The organism is Streptomyces sp. SP17BM10, from assembly GCF_036322405.1.
In the GTDB taxonomy this organism is placed as follows: domain Bacteria; phylum Actinomycetota; class Actinomycetes; order Streptomycetales; family Streptomycetaceae; genus Kitasatospora.
On the sequence record NZ_JAQYXB010000577.1, the window covers coordinates 298,834 to 321,457 of the forward strand.

Genomic DNA, 22,624 nt, shown 5'->3' on the forward strand with positions numbered 1-22,624 from the left:
GGGGCGGGGGGGAGGGGCCCCAGGGGAGAGAACAGGGGGAACGAGCAGGGAGTAGATGGAGCGCCGAGCAGTCGGCCCCGCCGACTTCTCGCGCCCAGCACCGAAGGCCGGTACCCCCAAGGGGCACCGGCCTTCTCGGTGTTGGACGCCTCGGCTACGCCCTCTCAGGCAGCGAGCTCCGCATCCTCCGCCCGCCCGGCGACCGCATCGGCCGCCGATCCCTGCTCCGCCGCCGGGGCCTCGGCGACCGTCTCCGCCCCCACTGGGCGGCCTCGCATCACCAACGTGGCCACCAGCGCCGCCGCGAGCACCCCGATCGCGCTGATCGTGAAGGTGGTCGACATGGCACTCGTGAACGCCTCCCGAGCGGTGTGCACGAGCCCGGCGTCGCCCTTCGCGGCCGCCAGCGCCCCGGCGATCGAGTGCTTCGCCTCGTCCGGCAGCCCCGTCGGCATCCGGCTCGCGAAGCCGCTCGACAGCAGCGACCCGAGGATCGCGATGCCGAGCGCGGTGCCGGCCTGCTGGATGGTGTCGTTGAGCGCCGAACCGACGCCCGCCTTCTCCGCCGGGATGGTGCCCATCAGCGCCCCCACCGCGGCCGGCATGGCCAGACCGGCCCCGAGCCCGAGCAGACCGAGCGCGACCGCCGGGACGGTGAAGCCTCCGTCGGCCGAGACGGTGGCCAGCAGCCCGAAGGCGGCGGCCATCGCGAACATCCCGGCGAGGATCAGGAGGCGGTTTCCGGTCTTCGCGGCGATCTTGGCCCCGGCCCCGTTGCCGATCAGCGCGGCGACGGCGAGCGGCATGAACGCGAGCCCCGCCTTGACCGGCGAGTAGCCCAGCACGAACTGCAGGTACTGGGTGAGCACCAGCAGCAGCCCGCCGTTGCCGATCTGGACCAGCGTCAGGGAGAGCGAACCGCCGCTGAAGTCGCGGTGCCCGAAGAGGACCAGCGGCACCATCGGCGCGTCGGTGACGTTCTCCCAGACCACGAACCCGGCGAGCGCCGCCACCGCCACGCCCAGGGTGACCAGCGACCGGCCGCCGAAGGCGCCGTGCTGCGGGATCTCGATGATCCACCAGATCAGCGCGGTCATACCGACCGCGGACAGCACCGCGCCGAGCGGGTCCGGCTTCTGCCACGGCCCCTTGGACTCCGGCATCAGCACGACACCGGCCAGGATCGCGAGGGCGACGACCGGAACGTTGAGGAAGAAGATCGAGTGCCACGAGAAGTGGTCGATCAGCACGCCGCCGAGGACAGGACTGCCGACCAGCCCGAGCATCGCCACCGACCCCCAGGCCGCCATGGCCTTGCCGCGCTCCCCCTCGTCGAAGACGGTGATGAGGATCGACAGCGTCGACGGCATGATCAGCGCGCCGCCCACCCCCATCGCGACGCGGGAGGCGATCACCTCGCCGGGGTTCGTGCAGAAGGTCGCGGCCAGGGACGCCGCCCCGAAGAGCAGCAGCCCGATGATCATGATCTTTCGCCGGCCGAAGCGGTCGCCGAGGCTGCCGGAGGTCAGCAGCAGCCCGGCGAAGACCAGGACGTAGGAGTCGAGGATCCACTGGGTGTCCTGGGCACTCGCGCCGAGGTCCGCCGTCATCGAGGGCACGGCCACGGTCAGCGCCATGCTGTCGATCACCAGGACCAGCGAGCTCAGGCACAGCACGATCAGGATCCACCAGCGGTGCGGATTACGGGCTTGCATGAGATCTCCCCTCTCCATGCGCACACCGTTCCTTCGGTGCGCACTGCGTTCCGTCGCTGCGCACACTGTACGCACACCGGAACAGTGTGCGCAACAAGCGCGTCCTGTACGCTGAGTGCGAACGGTGTACGCAGAAGGGAACGCCTATGGTCGCCAGCACGAACCCGATCCCGTCCGTATGGGCCCGCCGTCAGCGCGAGCCCGACCAGCCCTCGCTCAGCCAGGACGTGATCGTCCGCGAGGCGATCGCGATGCTCGACGCCGAGGGCATCGACGCACTGAGCATGCGCAAGCTCGCCGCCCGCCTGAACGCCGGCGCGACCTCCCTCTACCGCCACGTCGCGACCAAGGACGAGCTCATGGAGCTCGCGGTCGACGAGGTCTTCGGCGAGATCGTCCTCCCGCCCGCCGACGATCCCGATTGGCGCGCCGCGGCCACCGAGGCCGCCCAGACCTTCCGCACGACGGTGCTGCGCCACCCCTGGCTGTCGTCCGTCCTCGGCCAGGCGGGCCTCGCCTACCTGGGCCCCAACCTGATGTCCTTCGCCGAGCAGCTGACCGTGTTCTTCACCGCCGCCGGCTTCCCCGAGCCGAGCCGGGCCATCGACACCCTGGTCGCCTACACGATCGGCATGAGCACCGCGGAGTCGGCCTGGCTGACCACGGTGGCCCGGTCCGGCCAGACGGAGGCCGAGTTCATCGCCCGGCTGATGCCCGCCGCCCAGGAGGCGGCCAGCGGCTTCGAGCACCTCTCCGGCGCCTACACGACGGCCGCCGCCGAAGTCGATCCGGTGGCCACGCGCGACGACAAGTTCGGATACGGCCTGGAGGTCGTCCTGGACGGCCTGGCCCTGCGCCTGCCCCGCTGATCCGTCCCTGCTTCTCCTCTGCGCCTCCCCCGACCCGCCGCCGACCCGTCCTGCCCATCCCGAACCGTCCGTCCCCCGCCCTGCCCCATCCCTGCCCCGCCGCCGGCACGTCACCGTTCCGACACCGATCCGCCGCTCACGCCTGCGGGAAATGCGGGCCGGCGCGGGGCGGCGAACGGGCACAATGGCGTAGTGATGGTCGGCCGTCCGGTACCGGGTGGCCGGGGGTGTGTGGGATGGAGGCCCGGTGAGCGATCTTCCGCGCAAGGCAGTGACCCGCACGGCGCGGCTTGCCGCCCTGCCCCTGGGGATAGCCGGCCGCGCCACGCTCGGCCTGGGCAGGCGGATCGGCGGCCGGTCCGCCGAGGTGGTGACGGCCGAGCTGCAACAGGCCACCGCCGACCAGCTGTTCAAGGTGCTCGGCGAACTCAAGGGCGGGGCCATGAAGTTCGGGCAGGTGCTGTCCGTCTTCGAGGCCGCGCTGCCCGAGGAGGTCGCCGGCCCGTACCGGGCGGCGCTCACCAAGCTGCAGGACGCCGCTCCCCCGATGCCCGCCGGCAAGGTGCACGCCGCGCTCGCCGAGCGCCTCGGGACCAACTGGCGCGAGCTGTTCCGGGAGTTCGACGACCAGCCGGCCGCAGCCGCCTCGATCGGCCAGGTGCACCGGGCGGTCTGGCACGACGGCCGCCGGGTCGCCGTCAAGGTGCAGTACCCGGGCGCGGGCGACGCGCTGCTCGCGGACCTGTCGCAACTCGGCCGCGTCGCCTGGCTGCTGGGCCCGCTGATCCCGGGGCTGGACATCAAGCCGCTGATCGCCGAGCTGCGCGAGCGGGTCTCCGAGGAGCTCGACTACGAGCTGGAGGCGCAGGCGCAGCGCCGGCACGCCGAGGAGTTCGCCGGCGATCCGGACATCGTGGTGCCGGACGTGGTGGCGCAGGCGGATCAGGTGCTGGTGACGGAGTGGATGGACGGCACGCCGCTGGCGGAGGTGATCGCGGGCGGGAGCCAGGAGGAGCGGGACCGCGCGGGTCGGTTGCTGGCCCGGTTCCTGTTCGCGGGTCCGGCGCGGACGGGTTTGCTGCACGCGGATCCGCATCCGGGCAACTTCCGGTTGTTGAAGGACGACGGTCCGGTGTCGGGGTGGCGGCTGGGGGTGCTGGACTTCGGCACGGTGGACCGGGTGCCGGGTGGGTTGCCGGCGCCGATCGGGGCGTCGCTGCGGATGGCGTTGGCCGGTGACGCGGCGGGCGTGCTGGAGATGCTGCGGGAGGAGGGTTTCGTGAAGCCCTCGATCGAGCTGGATCCGGACGCGGTGCTGGACTACTTGGTGCCGATCATCGAGCCGGCGGCGGTGGATTCGTTCCACTTCACGCGGGCGTGGATGCGGGCGCAGGCGGCGCGGATCGCGGATCCGCGGTCGCCGGCCTACAACCTGGGCAAGCAGCTGAACCTGCCGCCGTCGTACCTGCTGATCCACCGGGTGACGTTGAGCACGATCGGGGTGCTGTGCCAGCTGGGGGCGAAGGCGCCGTTCCGGGCGGAGATGCTGGAGTGGCTGCCGGAGTTCGCCGAGCAGGGGCTGGCCGGCGGGCGGCCCCGCAAGGACGACTGACAGGCCGATCAAGCAGCAGAACGACCGCAGGCCGCTCCCCCGGGTACGGGGAGCGGCCTGCGGTGCGACGGGGTCTGACGTTTTGTCCGGTGCCGGTCCGGGCGCGCCTACGCGCGCGTGTCCGTGCACGGCGACGAGGCGCGCCCGCCGAACGGCGGCGCCGCGGACTACATCAGGGCGACGGCGAGGGCCTTGCGGGCTCGCAGCGAGGCACGCTCGGCCCGCTGCTTGAGCTTGCGCGCCCGGGCGACGCGGTGGACGAGCCGTTGGTGCTCGGCCTCGTGCAGTCGCTCTTGCATATGGGCGCGGGCCAGGGATTCGTGGAGGAGTTGCATTTCGAGGGTCCTGTTCTGGATCTGGAGTTCGTTGGCCTGGTCGGCGCGGACGGCGGGGTCGGTGGTGGCGGTCATGTGGTGGTCCTGCTCGTGGTGCGTTGTCGGGAAGGGGTTGGTGCGGGCGGCGTCGGCCTTGGCGGCGGCGATCCGTACGGAGCGGCGGAGGGAACTCTCCAGCGGGGGCTGCTCTCCCCGGCGGACGGCTCCGGCTCCGAGGTCGGGGCTCACGCCATGACCTCGGTCTTGCGCGGGCGGCCGCGGGGCCGCTTGCGGGCCACGACGACGCCCTGGACGAAGAGCTCGCCACCCCAGACGCCCCAGGGCTCGCGGCGCTCGAGGGCGCCGGCCAGGCAGGCCTCCTTGACCGGGCAGGTGCCGCAGAGGGACTTCGCGTACTCGACGTCGGCGGGCGTCTCGGCGAAGAAGACCTCGGGGTCGAAGGCGCGGCAGGGGATGGGGAGACCGAGTGCCTCGGCCTGCTCGATCGAGCTGAGCTGCATGGAAAGAACCTCCGGGGGGTCGGCCTGGTCGGCCTTGGTGATCTGGCTTGTCGGCGGTACGGACGGGGTGGGCGGTGTGATGACCGTGGACACTGTCTGCGTCTTCCTCGTCTTCTCAGTGGTTCCGGCCCGGCGGACTGGTGGGGCTGGGCCGGAGGCCCCGGGGGGCCTGGGTGGTCGTGCGTACCGGACAAAACAGAAGGGCCGCGGATCCCGGTGTACGGGTTCCGCGGCCCTGGAGGTGCCGACCTGAGGTTTCAGGTTCGTTCTCTCCAGGGTTCAGGCCCGCGGAAGGCCCGCATCCGGATGGCCGTGGCGCCGATGAAGGCGGCCTCGGCCTGCTTGTTGATCAGCTGCTCGTTCTGCTTCTGGGCGTTTCCGGCACCGATGACCTGCGCATAGCCGCCATGCATGGCCGCGGCTACGACCGCCTTCGGTGCCTGGGTCGGTCGCTCGTCGCGCTCGGAGCGCGGCGTGCCGAACGACGCCCAGTCGCGGGACAGACCGGTCTCGACGGAGGTGCCTTCGCTGCCCCGACCGCCCGTGACGCACAGATCAGTGTGTCCGAGACCACTGACAGTGGCGGCGGGGATGACGGAGACACCGGTGGTGTCGAGACCCAGACCGGTTCCACCGAGCTCTGCGGGCGCCCCCAGGAGGGCATCACGCAGGGAGGCAGCGACAACGGTCTGGCCAGTCATTTTGGTGATCATGATGTTTCCCACTGTCTTCGCCTCCTCTCGGCGTCTCGCGGAGCGGGGTTTCCCCTGCTCCGATGTTCGGATGTCTGTCTCGGTGAAGCTTTGGGCGCGGGAACTCGGCACAGGCGTCACCCCGTGCGTTCGCGTCCCCTTGACCGCTCCGGCAGGCTATTGCGCTCCCGGTACGCCGCGCAAACTATTTTTCACGGCGGTTTTCGCGTCGCGTTCCGCGTCGCGCCGGACGGCGCGTTCCGATGCCCCGCGGGAGTCCCCTGAGCAGTCCCCGTGACCACGCCCGGACCGGCTCACGCCGGTTCGACCGGACCGTCGTCCTCGACGCCGTCCGGTTCCTCCTCGGGCTCCTCCCCCGCACACAACGAGAGCACGGCTGCCCCGTACTTGTCCAGCTTCATGGCGCCGACCCCGGAGATCTGGGCCAGTTCCCGGCGGCTGGCGGGGACGTCCTCGGCGATCGCCATGAGCGTCGCGTCGGTGAACACGACGTAGGCGGGGGCGCCCTGCTTCTTGGCCTGCCGGGCGCGCCACTCGCGCAGCCGCTCGTACAGCGCCTCGTCCATGGTGGAGGGGCAGCTCTCGCAGCGGCGGAGCTTGCGCTCGACGGCGTCGGTCAGGACGCGCTCGCAGACGCGGCACTTGACCGGTCCGCGGACCTTCCGGCCGGCGGCGCGCTCGCCGAACTCCACGCCCCCGCGCCCGCCCTTCGCACCGGTGCGCGTGCCGGGGGCGGTGGAGCCGGGCCGCAGCCCGTCGAGGAAGCGGGTGGGCTTGCGGCTGGCGCGGCCACCCGGGGAGCGGGAGAGGGCCCAGGACAGGGAGAGGTGCTTGCGGGCGCGGGTGACGCCGACGTAGAGGAGGCGGCGCTCCTCCTCGACCTGTTCGTCGGTCTTGGCGTAGATGATCGGCAGGGTGCCCTCGGTGAGGCCGACGAGGTAGACGGCGTCCCATTCGAGGCCCTTGGCGGCGTGCAGCGAGGCGAGGGTGACGCCCTCGACGGCGGGGGCGTGCTGGGCGGCGGCGCGGGCGTCGAGTTCGGCGACGTAGGCGGCGAGGTCGGTCTGCTGTCCGGCGGCGGTGCGGGTGCGCTCGAACTCCGCGGCGAGGCGGACGAGGGCGGCGAGGGACTCCCAGCGGTCGCGGACGGCGCCGGAGCCGGCCGGGGGTTCGGGGGTGAAGCCGCGGCTGGCGAGGACGGCGCGGACCTGGCCGGCGAGGTCGGCACCGTCGGTGAGGGGGTCGGCGGCGGCGCGGGCGGCGCCGCGCAGCAGGACGCCGGCGTCGCGGACCTCGGGGCGTTCGAAGAACCGCTCGGCGCCCTTGAGCTGGTAGGGGACGCCGAGGTCGGCGAGGGCCTGTTCGTAGACCTCGGACTGGCCGTTGGTGCGGAAGAGGACGGCGACCTCGCTGGCGCGGACGCCGGTGGCGAGGAGGTCCTTGATGCGGCGGGCGGTGGTCTCGGCCTCGGTGGGCTCGTCCTCGTACTCGGTGTAGCCGGGTTCGGGGCCGGCCTCGCGCTGGGAGACGAGTTCGAGGCGGTGGCGGGCGGCCTCGCCGCGGGCCTGGGAGAGCAGTCCGTTGGCGAGGTGGACGACCTGGGGGGTGGAGCGGTAGTCGCGCACGAGCTTGACGACGGTGGCCTCGGGGTGGCGGCTGCGGAAGTTCAGCAGGTAGTCCGGGGTGGCGCCGGTGAAGGAGTAGATGGTCTGGCTGGCGTCGCCGACGACGCAGAGGCTGGCGCCGCCGCCGGGGCCGGTCCACTGGTCGAGGAGGCGTTGCTGGAGCGGGGAGACGTCCTGGTACTCGTCGACGGTGAAGTGCCGGTACTGGGAGCGGACCTGGTCGGCGATGTCGGGGCGGTCCTCCAGGATGGCGGCGGTGAGCAGGAGGACGTCCTCGAAGTCGATGACGCCGCGGCGGCTCTTGGCCTCCTCGTAGACGCGGTAGACCTGGGCGGTCTCGGCGGGGTCCCGGGGGGCGTCGCGGCCGGACTTCTGGACGGCGGCGGGGTAGTCGTCGGGGCCGATCTGGGTGACCTTGGCCCATTCGATCTCGGCGGTGAGGTCGCGCAGTTCGGTCCGCTGGACGCGCAGGCCGCAGCGGCCGGCGGATTCGGCGACGAGCTGGATCTTGCGTTCGAGCAGCTGCGGGACGGGGCCTCCGACGGCGCGGGGCCAGAAGTACTGGAGCTGGCGCAGGGCGGCGGCGTGGAAGGTGCGGGCCTGGACGCCGTCGGCGCCGAGCTGGCGCAGGCGTCCGCGCATCTCGCCGGCGGCGCGGGCGGTGAAGGTGACGGCGAGGACCTGCTGGGGCTGGTAGACGCCGCTGCGCACGCCGTAGGCGATGCGGTGGGTGATGGCGCGGGTCTTGCCCGTGCCGGCGCCGGCCAGGACGCAGACGGGCCCGTGCAGGGCGGTGGCGACGGCGCGCTGTTCGGGGTCGAGGCCGGCGAGCACGGCGTCGGGGCCGGCGTCGCGGGCCGCGGCCGCGGGGTCGGTCCAGAGGTCGCCGGGGCCGCCGCTCAAGAGGTCTTCCTGCATGCGTTCCATCCTCTCAGCCCGGTGGGACAACCGGGGCCGGGTTGTCCACAGGCCCGGTGTGATCGCAGGATGATCGCTCTGCCTCTGCGGCACGCAGCGGCTACTCCGGCACGCGGCGGCCGGAATGCCCGCCGTCCGTCGGACGTTGCGTCCGGAGACCAGAGACCGTCCGTCCCCTCCCGAAGGAGCCCCCTCGATGTCCGGCACCGTGACGATGTACAGCACGACCTGGTGTGGGTACTGCAACCGACTCAAGAGCCAGCTGGACCGTGAAGGCATCGGCTACACCGAGATCAACATCGAGGAGGACCCGGCGTCGGCGTCCTTCGTCGAGTCGGTGAACAACGGCAACCAGACGGTCCCGACGGTCCTGGTGACGCCGGCCGGCGGCGGCGAGCGGGTGGTCATGACCAACCCGAGCCTGCTGCAGGTCAAGAAGGCCCTCGCGGCCTGATCCGGTCCCGTCGGGCCGTGGCCCCGGCCCGGGGCGCCTCAGGGCGCGTCGGCCGGGGCCTGGTCGACGGGCACCGAGGGCGCGGGCAGCGTGGTGCGCGCGCCGAGGTCGCCGACGCCGTAGACGAGCCGGCAGCGGTCGGCCGAGTAGCGGGTCTCGATGACCCGCACCGGCCCGCGCCGGTCGTAGGTGACGCGGGTCTGCACCATGAGCGGCACGCCGGGGCCGCCCTGGAACCACTGGGCCTCCTCCGGTCCCGGCATCCGGGCCACGAGGTGGTCGACGGCGCCGATCTCGGTGCGCCCGAGGGCCGCGAGGACGGCCTCGTCCCCGCCCTCGACGGCGTCCGGCTCCATCAGCGGGGTGCCCGCGGCGAGTCCGGCCCGGTAGTGGCTCTCCTCGATCGAGTACGGCTCGCGGTCCAGCGTGCGCAGCTGGCGGCGCACGACGATGGCCTCGCCGGGGCGCAGTCCGAGGCGTTCGGCGATGTCGACGCGGGCGCGGACGATCATCATCTCGAAGTCGGTGCCGAGTTCGCGTCCGGCGTCGGCGGCCTCGCCGAGGTAGACGGAGGTGGGGACGGCGAGGCAGTCGCGCGGGGCGGGGGGCAGCGCGGGGCCGTAGGCGCGGTGGTCGAGGACGGGGTGTTCGCGCAGGTAGGTGCCCTTGCCCTGGAGGCGGACGAGCCGGCCTTCGTTGACGAGGACGTCGACGGCGAGGCGGACGGTGTTGCGGGCGACTCCGTACTGGCGTTCCAGTTCGCTCTCGACCGGGAGGGCGGCGTCGGCGGTGAACTCGCCCTCGGCGATGCGGCGGCGCAGGTCGGCGGCGAGGCGCTGGTATTTGGGGGATTGGGCGGTGCCCCGGGGGATTGTCACCCGAGTGAATGTAGCGAGCGGGGTGACGCGGTTTCAGCCGTTTCCGGCAATGTCGTCCGCGCGGGTCGGCGGCGCGCGCCGGGCGGCGGGCGGCCCGGTCAGGCAGGGCCCGTCCGGTCACGAACATCCGGAGGGTGTGGATTCCGGAAGGGATCGGAATCGGAAAAGGGGGCGTGCGGCATGTGTCGCACGCCCCCTTTTCCGGGACTTTCCGGAGCCTTCCGGGAGCGGATTACCAGCGCGCCGCGGACGGCAGCGGTTCGCCGTACCAGAGTTCGACGAGGTGGCGGGCGATCGAGATCCCGGAGGGCGGGAGGATCTCCCCCGCCTCCATGCCGGCCCGCAGCTCCTCGCGCGAGAACCAGCGCGCCTCGGCGAGTTCCTCGCCGTCCACGGTGATCGCGGTGCCGCCGGGCAGCGCCTTGCCGGTGAAGCCGAGCATCAGGCTGGACGGGAACGGCCAGGGCTGGCTGGCGACGTACTGCACCTCGCCGACCCGCACGCCGGCCTCCTCGTGGACCTCGCGGGCGACGGCCTGCTCGATCGACTCGCCCGGCTCGACGAAGCCGGCCAGGGTGGACCAGCGGCCCTCGGGCCACAGTGCCTGGCGGCCGAGCAGGCAGCGGTCCTGCTCGTCGGTGATCACCATGATCACCGCGGGGTCGGTGCGCGGGTAGTGCTCGGCCGCGCACGAGGTGCAGCGCCGCACGTGGCCGGCGCCGGCCTTCTCGGTCGGGTGGCCGCAGCGCGAGCAGAAGCTGTGCAGGCGGTGCCAGTGCTCCAGGGCGACGGCGTGCACCAGCAGCCCGGCGTCGCGGTCGGACAGCAGCGCGCCGACCTCGCGCAGCCCGGCCGGACGGGCGTCGCCGTCCAGGCGCCCGGGCAGGCTCTCGCCGGCCAGCGCGAAGTAGGAGACGCCGTCCTCGTCGGTGCCGAGGAAGTACCGGTCGCCGGTCTGCGGGGCTTCGAAGGAGGCCAGCAGGACCAGCTCGGTGCCCTCGGCGGTGTCGACGACGAAGGCCTCGCCTCCGGCGATCGGCAGCACCCGGGTGTTCGGGTGGCTCCAGGCGGCGGCGAGCCAGGGCTCGTCGAACCGGTGCTCGGCCGCCCGGTCCACTCCGGCCCGGGCCAGTGCCAGGTGCGGGGGGCGTTCGGTCTCAGGCACGGTGCTCACGTCGTTCCATCCCCACGTGGTGCATCAGGTGAATCATCCGGATGAGTGATCTGACTGCCGGGACGGGCCCGGTGGGCCCGGGCCCGCTCATGCGCCCGTCCCGCCGCGCGCGCTCACGCGCCGGGCCGGAAGTTCTCGGCCAGGTCGCCCCACAGGTAGGCGGCGGTCTCCACGCCCTTGGCCAGCAGGTCGAGTTCGACCTTCTCGTTGACCGAGTGCCAGCCGTCCGAGGGCACCGAGATGCCGAGGAAGAGCACCGGCGCGCCGAGCACGTCCTGAAGGTCGGCGGCGGGGCCGGAGCCGCCCTCGCGGGTGAAGAGGATCTTCTGCTCGAACGCGCGGCCCATCGCGCGGACGGTGGACTGCAGCGCCGGGTGGTCCAGCGGCGTCAGGCAGGGCCGGGTGGCGCCGGGGAAGACCAGCTCGTAGCGGATGCCGGCGGGCACCTGCTCGGCCACCCACGCGCGCACGGCCTCGCGGACCTTCTCCACCTCCTGCCCGGCGACCAGCCGGAAGGAGAGCTTGAGGTGCGCCGACGCCGGGACGATGGTCTTGCCGCCCGGACCGGTGTAGCCGCCCCAGATGCCGTTGACCTCGGCGGTCGGACGGGCCCAGATCCGCTCCAGGGTGGAGTAGCCGGCCTCGCCGCGCGTGCCGGAGGACTTGGCGACCGCCAGCCACTGCTCCTCGTCGAAGGGCAGCTCGGCGAACAGCGCGCGCTCGCGCTCGGTCAGCTCGATCACGCCGTCGTAGAAGCCGGGCACCGCCACCCGCCGGTCGCCGTCGTGCAGGGCGGCGGCCAGCTCGGCCGCGACCTGCGCCGGGTTGGGGACGGCGCCGCCGAAGGAGCCGGAGTGGATGTCGGTGTCCGGCCCGTACAGGTCGATCTGGGCGTCGGCCAGGCCGCGCATGCCGGTGCAGACGGTCGGCGTGCTCCGCGACCACATGCCGGTGTCCGAGATGATCACCACGTCGGCGGCCAGCCGCCCGGCCTCGCGCCGGACCAGGGCGGGGAAGTGCGGCGAACCGGACTCCTCCTCGCCCTCGATCAGCAGCTTGAGGTTGACGGCCGGCGCGGTGCGCCCGGTGGCGGCCAGGTGGGCCCGCACGCCGAGGGTGTGGAAGAACACCTGGCCCTTGTCGTCGGCCGCGCCGCGCGCGTACATCCGCCCGTCGACGACGGTCGGCTCGAACGGTTCGGTGTCCCAGCCGTCCTCCTTGGCCGCCGGCTGGACGTCGTGGTGCCCGTAGACCAGGACGGTCGGGGCGGACGAGTCGCCGGAGGGCCACTCGGCGAACACCGCCGGCAGGCCGTCCGTCTCCCAGACCTCCGCCACCGGGAAGCCGGTCTCGCGCAGCTTGGCGGCCAGCCACTCGGCGGAGCGCCGCACGTCGCCGGCGCGGGCCGGGTCGGCGGAGACCGAGGGGATGCGCAGCCAGTCGGAGAGGTCGGCCAGGAAGGCGGACCGGTGCTGGTCGATGTAGGAGCGGACGGCGCTGTCCGGGGTTCTCGTCATACCGACGACTGTAGTTCGCCCGTGCGGGTGTACGCCCCGGCCGTCCGGCTGCCGGGCCCGAAGGGGGCTGTAACCTCCGTCACCCCCGCCCGCCGTGGCGCGGCGGGCGGGGGTGGGGCCGGGGGACGGCCGGGTGGGGCCGGCTCAGCCGGTACGGCGCAGCAGGGTGATGCGCGAGCGGGTGAGCAGTGTGGCGAGGACGACGGCGATGATCGGCAGGCCGATCACGAGGAGGGCGATGTTGCCCCACGGGACGACCACGAGGGACCGGTTGGCCATCTCCTCGGGGCTGATGCCGGGGTAGGGCACGACGGCGCCGAGGACCTTGCGCAGGGCGACGGCGGGAACGGCTCCGCAGACGATGCCGAGGAGGGCGCCCATCGCCGCGATGACACCGCACTGGAAGCCGGAGAGCGTGCGCCGGATCCGGGGTGTGGCGCCGACGGCGGCGAGGGTGGTGAGGTCGCGCTGGGAGTCGGCGGCGGCGAGTCCGGTGGCGATGCCGGCGGCGCCGAGGGCGACGAGGGCGGCGAAGCCGGACAGGCCGAGGCTGATGAGGTCGCCCTTGGGCTGGTAGCCGCGTTCGACGGAGAACTCGGTGTGGTCGGCGAGCTTGCCGATGGCGCCGGCGGCCTTCTGTTCGGCGCCGTCGCCGGGCGGGCTGTCGGGCAGCCAGGCGGAGCCGGCGTCGACGGCGCCGAGGCCGAGGCGCCGGGCGGCGTCGGGGCTGAAGACGGCGGTTGCGGTCTTCACGGATGAGGTGGCGAGGTAGGCGTCGACGGTGATGTCGTGCCGGCGCTTGCGTTCCTCCTCCGCCGACGGGTGGTACGGGGCCGAGCTGACGCCGGCGCTGGGGAGCGGCGGGGCGGGGTCGTTGGCCCGCAGGACGAGTTTGCCGTCCTTGACGTAACGCGGGTCGAAGACGACGGCCTTGCCGTCGGCGAGGGCCTGGACGGCTGCCGGGTCGGTGACGCCGTGCAGGTTGCGCAGCATGGTGGCGTCGCCGGCGCCGAGGGAGCCGTAGATGGCGGATCCGCGGCGGCTGTCGGTGTACTGGCAGCGCTTGTCCTCGCGGTGCAGTCGCTGGACCTCGTCGGCGGGCAGGCTGCCGTCGTCCTCGTCCAGGGGGCAGCGCAGTTGCGGGGGCAGGAGGGGCGTGATCCAGCCGCACGTGCCGCGCCCGTCCACGCAGTTGGCGGGGTAGGTGAGCTTCTTGACGTCGGCGCGGCGGCCGAGGTCGGGGATGCTGGACTCGACGGCGGCGCGCATCTGGGGCAGGAGGGAGCCGTCGGAGGCGGGGCCCCATCCGGTGCCGAGGATGACGGCGCCGGCGGGGGCGGAGGCCACGTAGTCGCGGCGGTTCTGCTCGTCGCTGCTGGCGGCGTAGACGGACACGGCGACGGCTCCGGCGACGGCGGCCATGACGGCGGCGACGGCGGGTGCGGTGCGGCCGCGGTGGCGCACCGAGTCGCGCAGGGCGAGGCGGGGGCCGAGCGGCAGCCGGCGGCCGATGCGGCCGAAGAGGCCGACGAGGTAGGGCACGAGGGCGACCATGCCGAGTTCGGCGATCATCGAGCCGCCGAGGACGGTGACGCTGCGGTTGGCGAGGTTGGCCGCGGTGCCGAAGATGGCGAGGGCGGCGCCGCCGCCGACCATGGCGAGGCCGAGCAGGGCGAGCCAGCGGCTGGGCGGCTTGAGCGAGTCACGGCCGGTGAGCGCGGAGACGACGTCCTGGCGGGCGGCCTGGACGGCCGGGACGATGGCCGCGAGCAGGCCGGTGACCAGGCCGATGAGCAGGACGCCGGTGAGGTCGAGCGGGTTGAGGGCGAAGTGGCCGAAGCGCTGGCCGGCGTACTCCTCGGCGCGGGTGCGCAGCAGGAGGACGAGGCCGGCGCCGAGGGCGAGGCCGGTGACGGCGCCGGCGGTGCCGAGGACGACGCCGCCGCCGAGGACGACGGCGCGGATCTGGGAGCGGTCACCGCCGCCGGCGGCGAGCAGGCCCAGCTGCCGCCGGGAGCGCCTGGCCCCGACGGCGAAGGCCGGGCCCGCGAGGAGCACGATCTCCAGGAGGGCCATGCCGACGACGGTGGCGAGCATGACGACGGCGGTGCGGTCGAGGAGGGGGGTGGAGCGGCCGTTTTCCTGTTCGGTGTAGTAGGGGACGGCGGCGCGCGGCGGCGGGTTGGTGAGGACGGCCCGCGAGGTGGCGGTGAAGCCGTACTTGTTGAGTTCGGTGACCTTGGGCCAGTCGAGGGTGGTGCCGGGGGGCATCGTGACGAGCCAGTGGTCGAGTCCGCGCGGCGGTTCGCCGCCGTCGGTGCTCTGGAGCTTGGCGAGCGGGTCGACGAGCTCTCCGGGGCGGGCGACGAGGGTGGTGGCGCTGAGCTCGCCGGGGTACTCGACGACGCCGGTGATGGTGAAGGGGGTGGTGTCGAGGCCGCGGACGGCGGTGGTGGCGCCGAGCGCGAGGTGGGAACGGTCGAGGAAGGTGCGGGTGACGGCGATCTCGTGGGGGGCGCTCGGTGCGCGGCCCCCGACCAGGTCGATCTTGCCGCGCCAGACGGGGTCGGTGAGGTCGGCTTCGACGGTGTCGGCGGAGATGAGGCCCTGGGCGCTCGTGGTGGCGGTGAAGGGGCCGTGCCGCTCGGGTACGAAGGTGGCCCCGGCGGGCAGGAGCTGGCGGATGAGCGTGCCGGGGTCGGTGTCGCGGCTGCGCCGCTCCTCGGGGGTGGGGTCCTTGGTGTCGGCGGAGGCGAACGTGATGCCGTCACCGGGGTCGGGGGCCTGCTTGATCGTCTCACCGCGTTCGGCGAGGTGCAGTTCGGCGTCGGAGTGGCCCATGACGCGCACGGCGCGTTCGGCGGGGCTGAGTTGGGCGCTGCGGAAGACGACGTCGGCGCCGGTGACGCCGAGGACGGGCAGGGCGACCATGGCGACCACGAGGGCGCTGCGGCCCTTGGCGCGCAGGGCGTCGCGGCGGGCTATGCGCAGGGCGACCCGCCAGGAGCTGAACGTCACTCCTCCCCCTGGCGCTTGGCGTTGGTGGCGGCGCTGACGAGCAGGCTGCCGGCGTCCTGGCTGATGCTCTCGTCGACCATGCGGCCGTCGCGCAGGAAGACGACGCGGTCGGCCCAGGCGGCGTGGCGGGCCTCGTGGGTGACCATCATGGCGGCGGCGCCGGCGTCGCAGCGGGCGCGCAGGACGGCGAGGACGGCCTCGCCGGTGGTGGAGTCGAGGGCGCCGGTGGGCTCGTCGGCGAGGACGAGGCGGCGGTCGCCGATGAGGGCGCGGGCGATGGCGACGCGCTGCTGCTGGCCGCCGGACATGTCGTCGGGGAAGCGGTCGGCGAGCTCGGGGATGCCGAGCTCCTCCAGGGCGGCGAGGGCCTCGCGCCGGGCGGCGCGGGCGGACAGGCCGTCCAGTTCGCGCGGGAGGGAGATGTTCTCGGCCGCGGTGAGGGCCGGGATCAGGTTGTAGTCCTGGAAGACGTAGCCGACGGAGCGGCGGCGGACCTCGGCGAGGCGCTTGCGGCTCAGGCCGCCGAGGGCGACGCCCTCGACGAGGACCTGGCCGCTGGTCGGGGTGTCGAGGCCGCCGGCGAGGGTGAGCAGGGTCGACTTGCCGGAGCCGGACGGGCCCATGACGGCGACGAACTCCCCCGGGTTCACCCGCAGGTCGATCTGGCGCAGGGCGTGCACCTCGGCAGCGCCCTGGCCGTGCACCCGGCTGATGCCGTCCAGGTGCAGGACGGGCCGGACGCCGGTACTGGTCGGGTCTGTGTAGGACACGGTCCCCCCTCTTGCTGGTTCGTGGGCCCGGTCTCGGCCGGGCCGGTGGATCGGTGACGTCGGTGGGGCCCCGGGCGGGGCCGGGGGCCGTGCGGGCGCTCGCGGCGCCGGTGCCGTGCCGGGGGCCGCGACACGGCGGACCCGTCCGGCCACGGCGCTAGGACCGCGCGCGGCGCCGGCCGGGACGGAACGTCCGGGCGGGCTCCTGGCCGGCGGCCCCGGCGGCCTCGGCGGCCCGGGTCTGCTGGAGCTCGGCCTGCTGGGCGAGGCGGGTCTCGCAGTGGTCGAGCCAGCGGATCTCCGCCTCGGTCTGGAAGATCAGCTGTTCGAGGACGAGCAGCCAGGCGAGGTCGCTGCCCTCCGTGGCGGGCGCGGCGCCGCCCGCGGGCCGGGACTCGCCGGCCAGGGCCCTGCCCTTGAGCCGGGTGTAGTCCTGGAGCGCCTTGATGCTGTGCCGGCGCTGGCCCTGGACGACGGCGCCGACGTCCACCCCGGGCACGGTGACGGCCATCGCGAGCTTGATCGCGAGTTCGTCGCGCGGCGGGTTGGTGCGCGGCACGGGGGTGTCGAACCAGGCGCGCAGCTCGGCCCGGCCGGCCTCGGTGACGGCGTAGAACTGGTGGCCCTCGTCGTCCTCCCCCGCGGGTTCGACCAGGCCGTCGCGCTCCAGGCGGGCGAGCGTGGTGTAGACCTGCCCGACGTTGAGCGGCCAGGTGGCGCCGGTGCGCGCCTCGAAGTCGGTGCGCAGCTGGTAGCCGTAGCGCGGGCCCTGGTCGAGCAGGGCGAGCAGACCGTGACGGATGGACATACTCGGTATGTATACCCGGTATGCCCGTCCGGCTCAAGCGGCGCGACCGGCTCCGGCGAGCGGGTACCGTCGTGCGGTGTGAGCCACTTGCGCATCGCGACCTTCAACCTGTTGCACGGTCAGCCGCTCGCCGCGGACGGCGCCCCACGGGCCTATCCGGCCGACGCCGGCGACCCGCTGGCGCAGGCGGTGGCCGCGCTGGACGCGGACGTCCTGGCCCTGCAGGAGGTGGACCGCCACCAGTCCCGCTCGGGTTGCACCGACCAGGCGGCCGTCGCCGCCAAGGCGATGGGCGCGGCCGACTGGCGCTTCGCCGCCGCGCTGCACGGGCGCCCGGCGCCGGTGGCCGGCTGGGTGCCCGAACCGTCCGGGCCGGGCGGCCTGAAGGTGTACGGGCCGGGCGAGGTCGGCGACGGCGCCCCGCCGTCGTACGGGACGGCGCTGCTGACCCGGCTGCCGGTGCGGCACTGGCGGGCCCGGCGCTTCGCCCCGGCGCCGTTCGGGCTGCCGCTGCGGGTGGCCGGGCGGCGCGGCCTGACCCCCGTGCCGGACGAGCCGCGGGCGGCGCTGGCGGCGGTGCTGGAGGGCGAGCGCGGGCCGTTCACGGTGGTGGCCGCGCACCTGTCCTTCGTGCCCGGGTGGAACATGGCGCAGTTGGCCGGCATCCGGCGCTGGATCGCGGACCTGCCGCAGCCGTACCTGGTGCTGGGCGACTTCAACCTGGTGGGCGCGGTGCCGCGCACGGTGCTCGGCGGGGCGACGGCGCTGGAGCGCACCGCGCCGCGCACGCGCGTGCGGGAGCTGCGCGAGGCGCGGCGGGCCCGGCCGGCGCTGGCCGGGCCGCGCCGGCGGCGGGTGCGCGAGCCGCGGGCCCGGCTGCAGGGCTGGTACGACCTGGCGCGCACGCCGACGTACCCGTCGCACCGGCCCGCGGTGCAGTTCGACCACGTGCTGGCGGTCGGCGTGCCGCGGGGCGCGGTGGGCCCGGCGGCGGCGCCGCGCACCGGGGTGTCGGACCACCGGCCGCTGGTGGTCCACGTGTCGCTGTAGCCCCCGCCTCAGTTGAGGTGGGAGAGGGCGCCGTTCTGGTGCGGGACGTGGGCGATCTGGGCGGGCTGGGGCTCGTACTGGAGGAGCAGCATGGCCGCGTCGTCGCCGAGCTGGCGCCCGACGTGGCGCACGACGTCCTCGTGCAGGCGCAGCAGGACGTCGGCCGGGCGGCCGTCGGCGCAGCGCGGGAGGCGTTCGGCGAGCGGGTAGAAGGCGCCGGAGCGGTCCCGGGCCTCGATGACGCCGTCGGTGAACAGCAGCACCCGGTCCCCGGGCAGCAGGGCCGTGCGGTGCACCGGCGGGCGGACGTCGGCCGGGTCGAGGACGCCCAGCGGCGGCACGGTCTCGGCGAGTTCGAGCGGGCGGACCTCGGCGCCGCGCAGCAGGAGCGGCGAGGGGTGCCCGCAGTTGACGATCTGGGCGGTGCCGTCCGGGGCGACGCCGATCAGCACGAGGGTGACGAACTCCTCCTCGACGCCGGGGTGGTCGTTCTCGTGCAGGGCCCGGTCGAGGCTGACGGCGAGCCAGCCGGCGACCCGGTCCAGCGCGGGTTCCTGGTGCGCGGCCTCGCGGAAGGCGCCGAGGACGGCGGCGGCCGTCTCGACCGCGCCGAGGCCCTTGCCGCGCACGTCGCCGACCACGGCCCGGACGCCGTGGCGGGTGTTGACGACCTCGTACAGGTCGCCGCCGATCCGCGCGTGGGCGGCGGCGGCCTCGTAGTGGACGGCCGCGCGCACGGTGCCGACCCGCTCGGGGACGGGCCGCAGCAGCACGCGGCGGGCGATCGAGGCGACGAGCTGCGCGTCGGCGAGGGCGCGTTCCTGGCGCAGGCGCAGGGTGGCGCTGACCCAGCCGATCGCCGCGACCAGGACGATCGCGACGACGCTGGCGGCGTGCACGGACTGGCCGAGCGCGTCGCCGCGGAAGGCCATCAGGAAGGCCACGGCCTCGGTGCACAGGCCGATGGCGAGCGGGTACCAGGTGCGGCGGCTGACCACGGCGGCCAGCGCGGGTACGGCGGTGAGGGCGGGTTCGACCGTGACCTCGGTGCCGCTGACGTAGTCGAGGAGGACGATCAGCGCCATGCCGAGGTAGGGCAGCGCGAGCGCCGTCCTCGGCCAGGTGCCGGTCACGCCCTGAGCGGATGCCGGGGTCGGCCCGGTGAACCGCTCTCTGATCCATCCGGTCGCGCTCAACTTCGGTTTCTCCAGCAGAAGACGCCGATGCCCGGAGGCACCTGCGGTGATGACTGAGGGTTAGGGAATGCGGGCCTCGCTGGCGGCCGGAGTACGGGGGTTGACCGGTTACCGACCCCACAATAGGCGCGAAACGTGCACTGCGCACGGGTTTCGCCCGTTGCCTTGATGACTTGGATGCTCTCCGTGACTCATTCTTCACTGTTCCCGATCAGGAGCCGTTCCAACTCTTTTCGGTCGGGAAGTCCTGACGGACGAACGATGCGCCCGCTGCGGACGTACAGGAACGACGCCGTGACCTGCTCCGGCGGGACTCCCGCGTACTCCGCCCACGCGAGCCGGTAGACGGCGAGCTGCAGCGGGTCGGCGCTCTCCTCGCGGTGGGTCTTCCAGTCCACCACTTCGTAGCGTGACGCACCACCGGACCCTGACGTTTCGTCACCTTCCCGGTAAACCGCGTCGATCCGGCCGCGCACCACCCGGCCCGCCAGCACCAGCTGGAACGGCGCCTCCACCCGGTAGGGGCGCCGGCCGGCGTACGGGGTGCGCAGGAACGCCTCCTTGAGGCGCTCCAGGTCCTGCTCGTCCTCGATGCCGTCGTCGTCCGCGCCGGGCAACGCGCCGGGCTCGACCAGCAGCAGCGGTTCGATCCGGGACTGCACCCATGCGTGGAAGCGCGTGCCCCGGCGGGCCGCGGGCTGCGGGGGGCGCGGCATCGGACGGGCGAGGTCGTGCGCGAAGCCGTCGGGGTCGGCGGCCAGGCGCAGCAGCTGGGTGGCGGAGAGGGCGGCGGGCAGCGGCACGTCCCGGACGCTGCGCCGGGAGCGCTCCAACTCGCCCAGCAGTGCGGTGAGATCGCGGTCCCAGGACTCCACCTGGCGGCGGTCCTCGGCGGCCATCGGCTCCGGTTCGGGGGCGGGCGCGCCGGCCAGGCGGGCGCGCACGACGTCGGCGACGCGGCGCCGGGCGTGCTGGGCGGCCGGGTCCAGCGGCAGCGGCCAGGGCCGCTCGAGCGGCGTGGCGAGGGCCGGGTTCTCGGCGCCCTTCTCCGGCCGCTCGGCCCAGTGCTCGACCTCGCCCGCGCCGGGCCGCTCGCAGTGCTCCCGCAGCTGTTCCAGGAACGCGGAGGGGCCGCGGACGGTCTTCTGGGTGGGCCCCCACCAGTGGCCGGAGGCGAGCAGCAGGGAGCGGGACCGGGTGAACGCGACGTAGCCCAGGCGCAGTTCCTCGACGCCGGAGTGCTCGGCCAGCTCCTTCTTGAACGCGGCCACCGACCTGGCGTTCCATCCGCCGCGCACGTCGGGCAGGGTGGCGGCGTCGCCGCGCAGGGCGTGCGGGAGCACGCGCTTGGTGCTGGTCCAGCGTTCGCGCGGGCTGCCGGAGGGGAACGCGCCCTTCACCAGGCCGGGCACGGCGACGACGTCCCACTCCAGGCCCTTGGACTTGTGGGCGGTGAGGACCTTCACGGTGTCCTCGCCGCCGGGCAGGCTGCTGTCCAGGCCGCGCTCGTACTCCTGGGCGGCGCGCAGGAAGCCGAGGAAGGCGGCGAGGCCCGGATCGCCGTCGAGGTCGGCGAAGGAGGCGGCGACGTCCAGGAAGGCGTGCAGGGTCTCGCGGCGGCGGGCGGCCAGCGCCTGCGGGGAGGCGGCGAGTTCGACCTCCAGGCCGGTGGCGGCCAGGACGCGGTGCAGGACGTCCATCAGCGGATCGGCCAGCGAGCGGCGCAGGTCGCGCAGCTCCTGGGCCAGGCGGGCGAAGCGCACCCGGGCCTCGGCGGAGAACGGCAGGTCGTCGGTCTCGTCCGCGTCGAGGAAGGTCTCCAGGGCGTCGGCCAGCGAGACGACCTCGGTCGGGTCGGTCTCGGCGACGGCTGCGGCCAGCGCCTCGACGCCCTCGGGCCGGTCGGTGCGCACGAGGTCGGCGGCTCGGCGCCCGAGCAGGGCGAGGTCGCGCGGGCCGATCCGCCAGCGCGGGCCGATCAGCAGCCGCACCAGGGCCGCGTTCGCGGTCGGGTCCTGGAGCACCTCGCAGACCGCGACCAGGTCGGCCACCTCGGGCAGCTGGAGCAGCCCGCCGAGGCCGACCACCTCGACCGGCACCTCGCGGGCCACCAGCGCCGCGTGGATGTCCGGGAAGGCGGCGCCGCCGCGGCACAGCACGGCGATCCGGCCGGGCGCGGTGCCGGTGCGCACGAGGTGGGCGATGGAGTCGGCGAGCCACTCGACCTCCTCGGCGTGGGTGGGCAGCAGGGCGGCCCGGACGAAGCCGTCCTGCTCGGCGCCGGGGGCCGGGCGCAGCGCCTCGACGCCCTCGTGCATGGCGCGCAGCGGCGCGGCGAGCTCGTTGGCGAAGGCGAGCAGGCGCCCGCCGCTGCGGCGGTTCTCGCTGAGCGCGTAGCGGGCGGCGGGCCGGCCGCCGGCCTTCGGGAAGTGCCGGGGGAACTCGTCGAGGTTGGCGACGGAGGCGCCGCGCCAGCCGTAGATCGCCTGGCAGGGGTCGCCGACGGCGGTGACGGGGTGGCCGCCGCCGCGGCCCTCGGGCCCGGCGCCGAACAGCCCGGCGAGCATGAGCCGCTGGGCGACGGAGGTGTCCTGGTACTCGTCGAGCAGCACGACCCGGTACTGGCCGCGCAGGAGGTCGCCCACCTCGGGGCGCCCCTGGGCGAGCCGGGCGGCGGCGGCTATCTGGTCGCCGAAGTCCATCAGCCCGGCGGCGGCCTTGCGGCGCCGGTAGTCCTCGACCAGGTGCAGCAGTTCGAGCCGGGCGCGGGCGGTGGCGGGGACGGCCCGCAGGTCGTCGTTGGTGAGCTTGGCCGTGGCGAGGGCGTCGAGGAGGTCCTCGTCGTGGGCGCGCAGGGTCTCGGGGTCGACGAGGTGCTCGGCGAGTTCGCCGTCGAGGGCGATGAGGTCGGCGACGAGGTTGGCGAAGGTGCCGGTGAGGGCGGGGAAGGGGCCCGGGTTGGTGCGCAGCACCTTGGCGGCGAGCTGGAAGCGGGTGGCGTCGGCGAGCAGCCGCACGTCGGGTTCGACGCCGATGCGCAGGCCGTGCTCCTTGAGGAGGCGCCCGGCGAAGGCGTGGTAGGTGGAGATCTCGGGTTCGCCGAGCGGCTCGACGTCGTCCCGGTCGGTGACGCCGGCGCGCAGGAGGGCGGTGCGGACGCGTTCGGCGAGCTCGCCGGCGGCCTTGTTGGTGAAGGTGAGACCGAGGACCTCGTCGGGGCGCACGGCGCCGGAGCCGACCAGCCACACCACCCGGGCGGCCATCACGGTGGTCTTGCCGGAGCCCGCGCCGGCGACGATCACGGCGGGTTCCAGGGGGGCGCCGATGGCCGCCATCTGCTCCCGGTTGAACGGGATCCCGAGCAGCTCCTTGAGCTGGTCGGGATGGCTGAGCACGGCGGTCACCCCGCAACGTTAACCGGAGCGGCGGACAGCCGGTCACGCCCGGCCTCGCCGCCTCGGGCCGAAGGGCA

General features: G+C 74.1%; 17 protein-coding genes. 4 read left to right on the forward strand and 13 right to left on the reverse strand.

Annotated features, from left to right (window positions below; translation table 11 throughout):
• Positions 1 to 164: 164 nt before the first annotated feature.
• Positions 165 to 1,715 (reverse strand): MFS transporter, encoded by a 1,551-nt coding sequence (locus tag PUR71_RS18315; protein WP_329928079.1) that lies wholly within the window; start codon positions 1,713 to 1,715, stop codon positions 165 to 167.
• A 146-nt stretch (positions 1,716 to 1,861) separates the two neighbouring features.
• Between PUR71_RS18315 and PUR71_RS18320 the strand changes: the two genes are divergently transcribed.
• Positions 1,862 to 2,584 carry a TetR/AcrR family transcriptional regulator gene (locus tag PUR71_RS18320; RefSeq protein WP_329928080.1) on the forward strand — a complete coding sequence of 241 codons (723 nt, stop codon included), beginning with the start codon at positions 1,862 to 1,864 and terminating at the stop codon, positions 2,582 to 2,584.
• 247 nt (positions 2,585 to 2,831) lie between these two features.
• On the forward strand, positions 2,832 to 4,196 hold the full coding sequence (locus PUR71_RS18325) for an ABC1 kinase family protein (protein ID WP_329928081.1): 1,365 nt from the start codon (positions 2,832 to 2,834) through the stop codon (positions 4,194 to 4,196).
• Positions 4,197 to 4,363: 167 nt separating this feature from the next.
• Here PUR71_RS18325 and PUR71_RS41320 read toward each other — a convergent pair whose 3' ends face one another.
• The 4 genes from PUR71_RS41320 to PUR71_RS18345 form a co-directional block, all read right to left on the reverse strand.
• Positions 4,364 to 4,606, reverse strand: coding sequence for a hypothetical protein (locus PUR71_RS41320; protein WP_443077482.1), 243 nt, complete (start codon positions 4,604 to 4,606; stop codon positions 4,364 to 4,366).
• Between the two features lie 149 nt (positions 4,607 to 4,755).
• Positions 4,756 to 5,124 (reverse strand): WhiB family transcriptional regulator, encoded by a 369-nt coding sequence (locus tag PUR71_RS18335; RefSeq protein ID WP_380438270.1) that lies wholly within the window; start codon positions 5,122 to 5,124, stop codon positions 4,756 to 4,758.
• A gap of 164 nt (positions 5,125 to 5,288) precedes the next feature.
• A complete protein-coding gene (locus tag PUR71_RS18340) occupies positions 5,289 to 5,756 on the reverse strand; it encodes a hypothetical protein (RefSeq protein ID WP_329928083.1) in 468 nt (155 codons plus the stop codon).
• 281 nt (positions 5,757 to 6,037) lie between these two features.
• Positions 6,038 to 8,203 carry an ATP-dependent DNA helicase UvrD2 gene (locus tag PUR71_RS18345; protein ID WP_329928160.1) on the reverse strand — a complete coding sequence of 722 codons (2,166 nt, stop codon included), beginning with the start codon at positions 8,201 to 8,203 and terminating at the stop codon, positions 6,038 to 6,040.
• A gap of 280 nt (positions 8,204 to 8,483) precedes the next feature.
• Between PUR71_RS18345 and PUR71_RS18350 the strand changes: the two genes are divergently transcribed.
• On the forward strand, positions 8,484 to 8,741 hold the full coding sequence (locus PUR71_RS18350; protein WP_329928084.1) for a mycoredoxin: 258 nt from the start codon (positions 8,484 to 8,486) through the stop codon (positions 8,739 to 8,741).
• Positions 8,742 to 8,779: 38 nt separating this feature from the next.
• On the opposite strand, the gene PUR71_RS18355 is transcribed toward PUR71_RS18350, so the two are convergent.
• The 6 genes from PUR71_RS18355 to PUR71_RS18380 all read right to left on the reverse strand — a co-directional run bounded on the left by PUR71_RS18355 (position 8,780) and on the right by PUR71_RS18380 (position 16,906).
• Positions 8,780 to 9,619: a GntR family transcriptional regulator gene (locus PUR71_RS18355; RefSeq protein WP_329928085.1), complete on the reverse strand. Its 840-nt coding sequence runs from the start codon at positions 9,617 to 9,619 to the stop codon at positions 8,780 to 8,782.
• 232 nt (positions 9,620 to 9,851) lie between these two features.
• The gene (nudC, locus tag PUR71_RS18360; protein ID WP_329928086.1) at positions 9,852 to 10,793 is read right to left on the reverse strand and encodes an NAD(+) diphosphatase; all 942 of its coding nucleotides are present in this window, start codon (positions 10,791 to 10,793) and stop codon (positions 9,852 to 9,854) included.
• Positions 10,794 to 10,906: 113 nt separating this feature from the next.
• The gene (locus PUR71_RS18365; protein WP_329928087.1) at positions 10,907 to 12,310 is read right to left on the reverse strand and encodes a dipeptidase; all 1,404 of its coding nucleotides are present in this window, start codon (positions 12,308 to 12,310) and stop codon (positions 10,907 to 10,909) included.
• A gap of 144 nt (positions 12,311 to 12,454) precedes the next feature.
• Positions 12,455 to 15,328 carry an FtsX-like permease family protein gene (locus tag PUR71_RS18370; RefSeq protein WP_329928088.1) on the reverse strand — a complete coding sequence of 958 codons (2,874 nt, stop codon included), beginning with the start codon at positions 15,326 to 15,328 and terminating at the stop codon, positions 12,455 to 12,457.
• Positions 15,325 to 16,098 carry an ABC transporter ATP-binding protein gene (locus PUR71_RS18375; RefSeq protein WP_329928089.1) on the reverse strand — a complete coding sequence of 258 codons (774 nt, stop codon included), beginning with the start codon at positions 16,096 to 16,098 and terminating at the stop codon, positions 15,325 to 15,327. The genes PUR71_RS18370 and PUR71_RS18375 overlap by 4 nt, the downstream gene beginning before the upstream one ends.
• A gap of 157 nt (positions 16,099 to 16,255) precedes the next feature.
• The gene (locus PUR71_RS18380) at positions 16,256 to 16,906 is read right to left on the reverse strand and encodes a PadR family transcriptional regulator (protein ID WP_329928090.1); all 651 of its coding nucleotides are present in this window, start codon (positions 16,904 to 16,906) and stop codon (positions 16,256 to 16,258) included.
• Between the two features lie 78 nt (positions 16,907 to 16,984).
• Between PUR71_RS18380 and PUR71_RS18385 the strand changes: the two genes are divergently transcribed.
• Positions 16,985 to 17,956: an endonuclease/exonuclease/phosphatase family protein gene (locus PUR71_RS18385; RefSeq protein ID WP_329928091.1), complete on the forward strand. Its 972-nt coding sequence runs from the start codon at positions 16,985 to 16,987 to the stop codon at positions 17,954 to 17,956.
• Positions 17,957 to 17,964: 8 nt separating this feature from the next.
• Here the strand turns inward: PUR71_RS18385 and PUR71_RS18390 are convergent, their stop codons facing one another.
• Both PUR71_RS18390 and PUR71_RS18395 read right to left on the reverse strand, forming a co-directional pair.
• Complete coding sequence (locus PUR71_RS18390; protein ID WP_329928092.1) at positions 17,965 to 19,089, reverse strand: PP2C family protein-serine/threonine phosphatase; 1,125 nt, start codon at positions 19,087 to 19,089, stop codon at positions 17,965 to 17,967.
• Between the two features lie 254 nt (positions 19,090 to 19,343).
• A complete protein-coding gene (locus PUR71_RS18395; RefSeq protein WP_329928093.1) occupies positions 19,344 to 22,556 on the reverse strand; it encodes an ATP-dependent DNA helicase in 3,213 nt (1,070 codons plus the stop codon).
• Between the last annotated feature and the right edge of the window lie 68 nt (positions 22,557 to 22,624).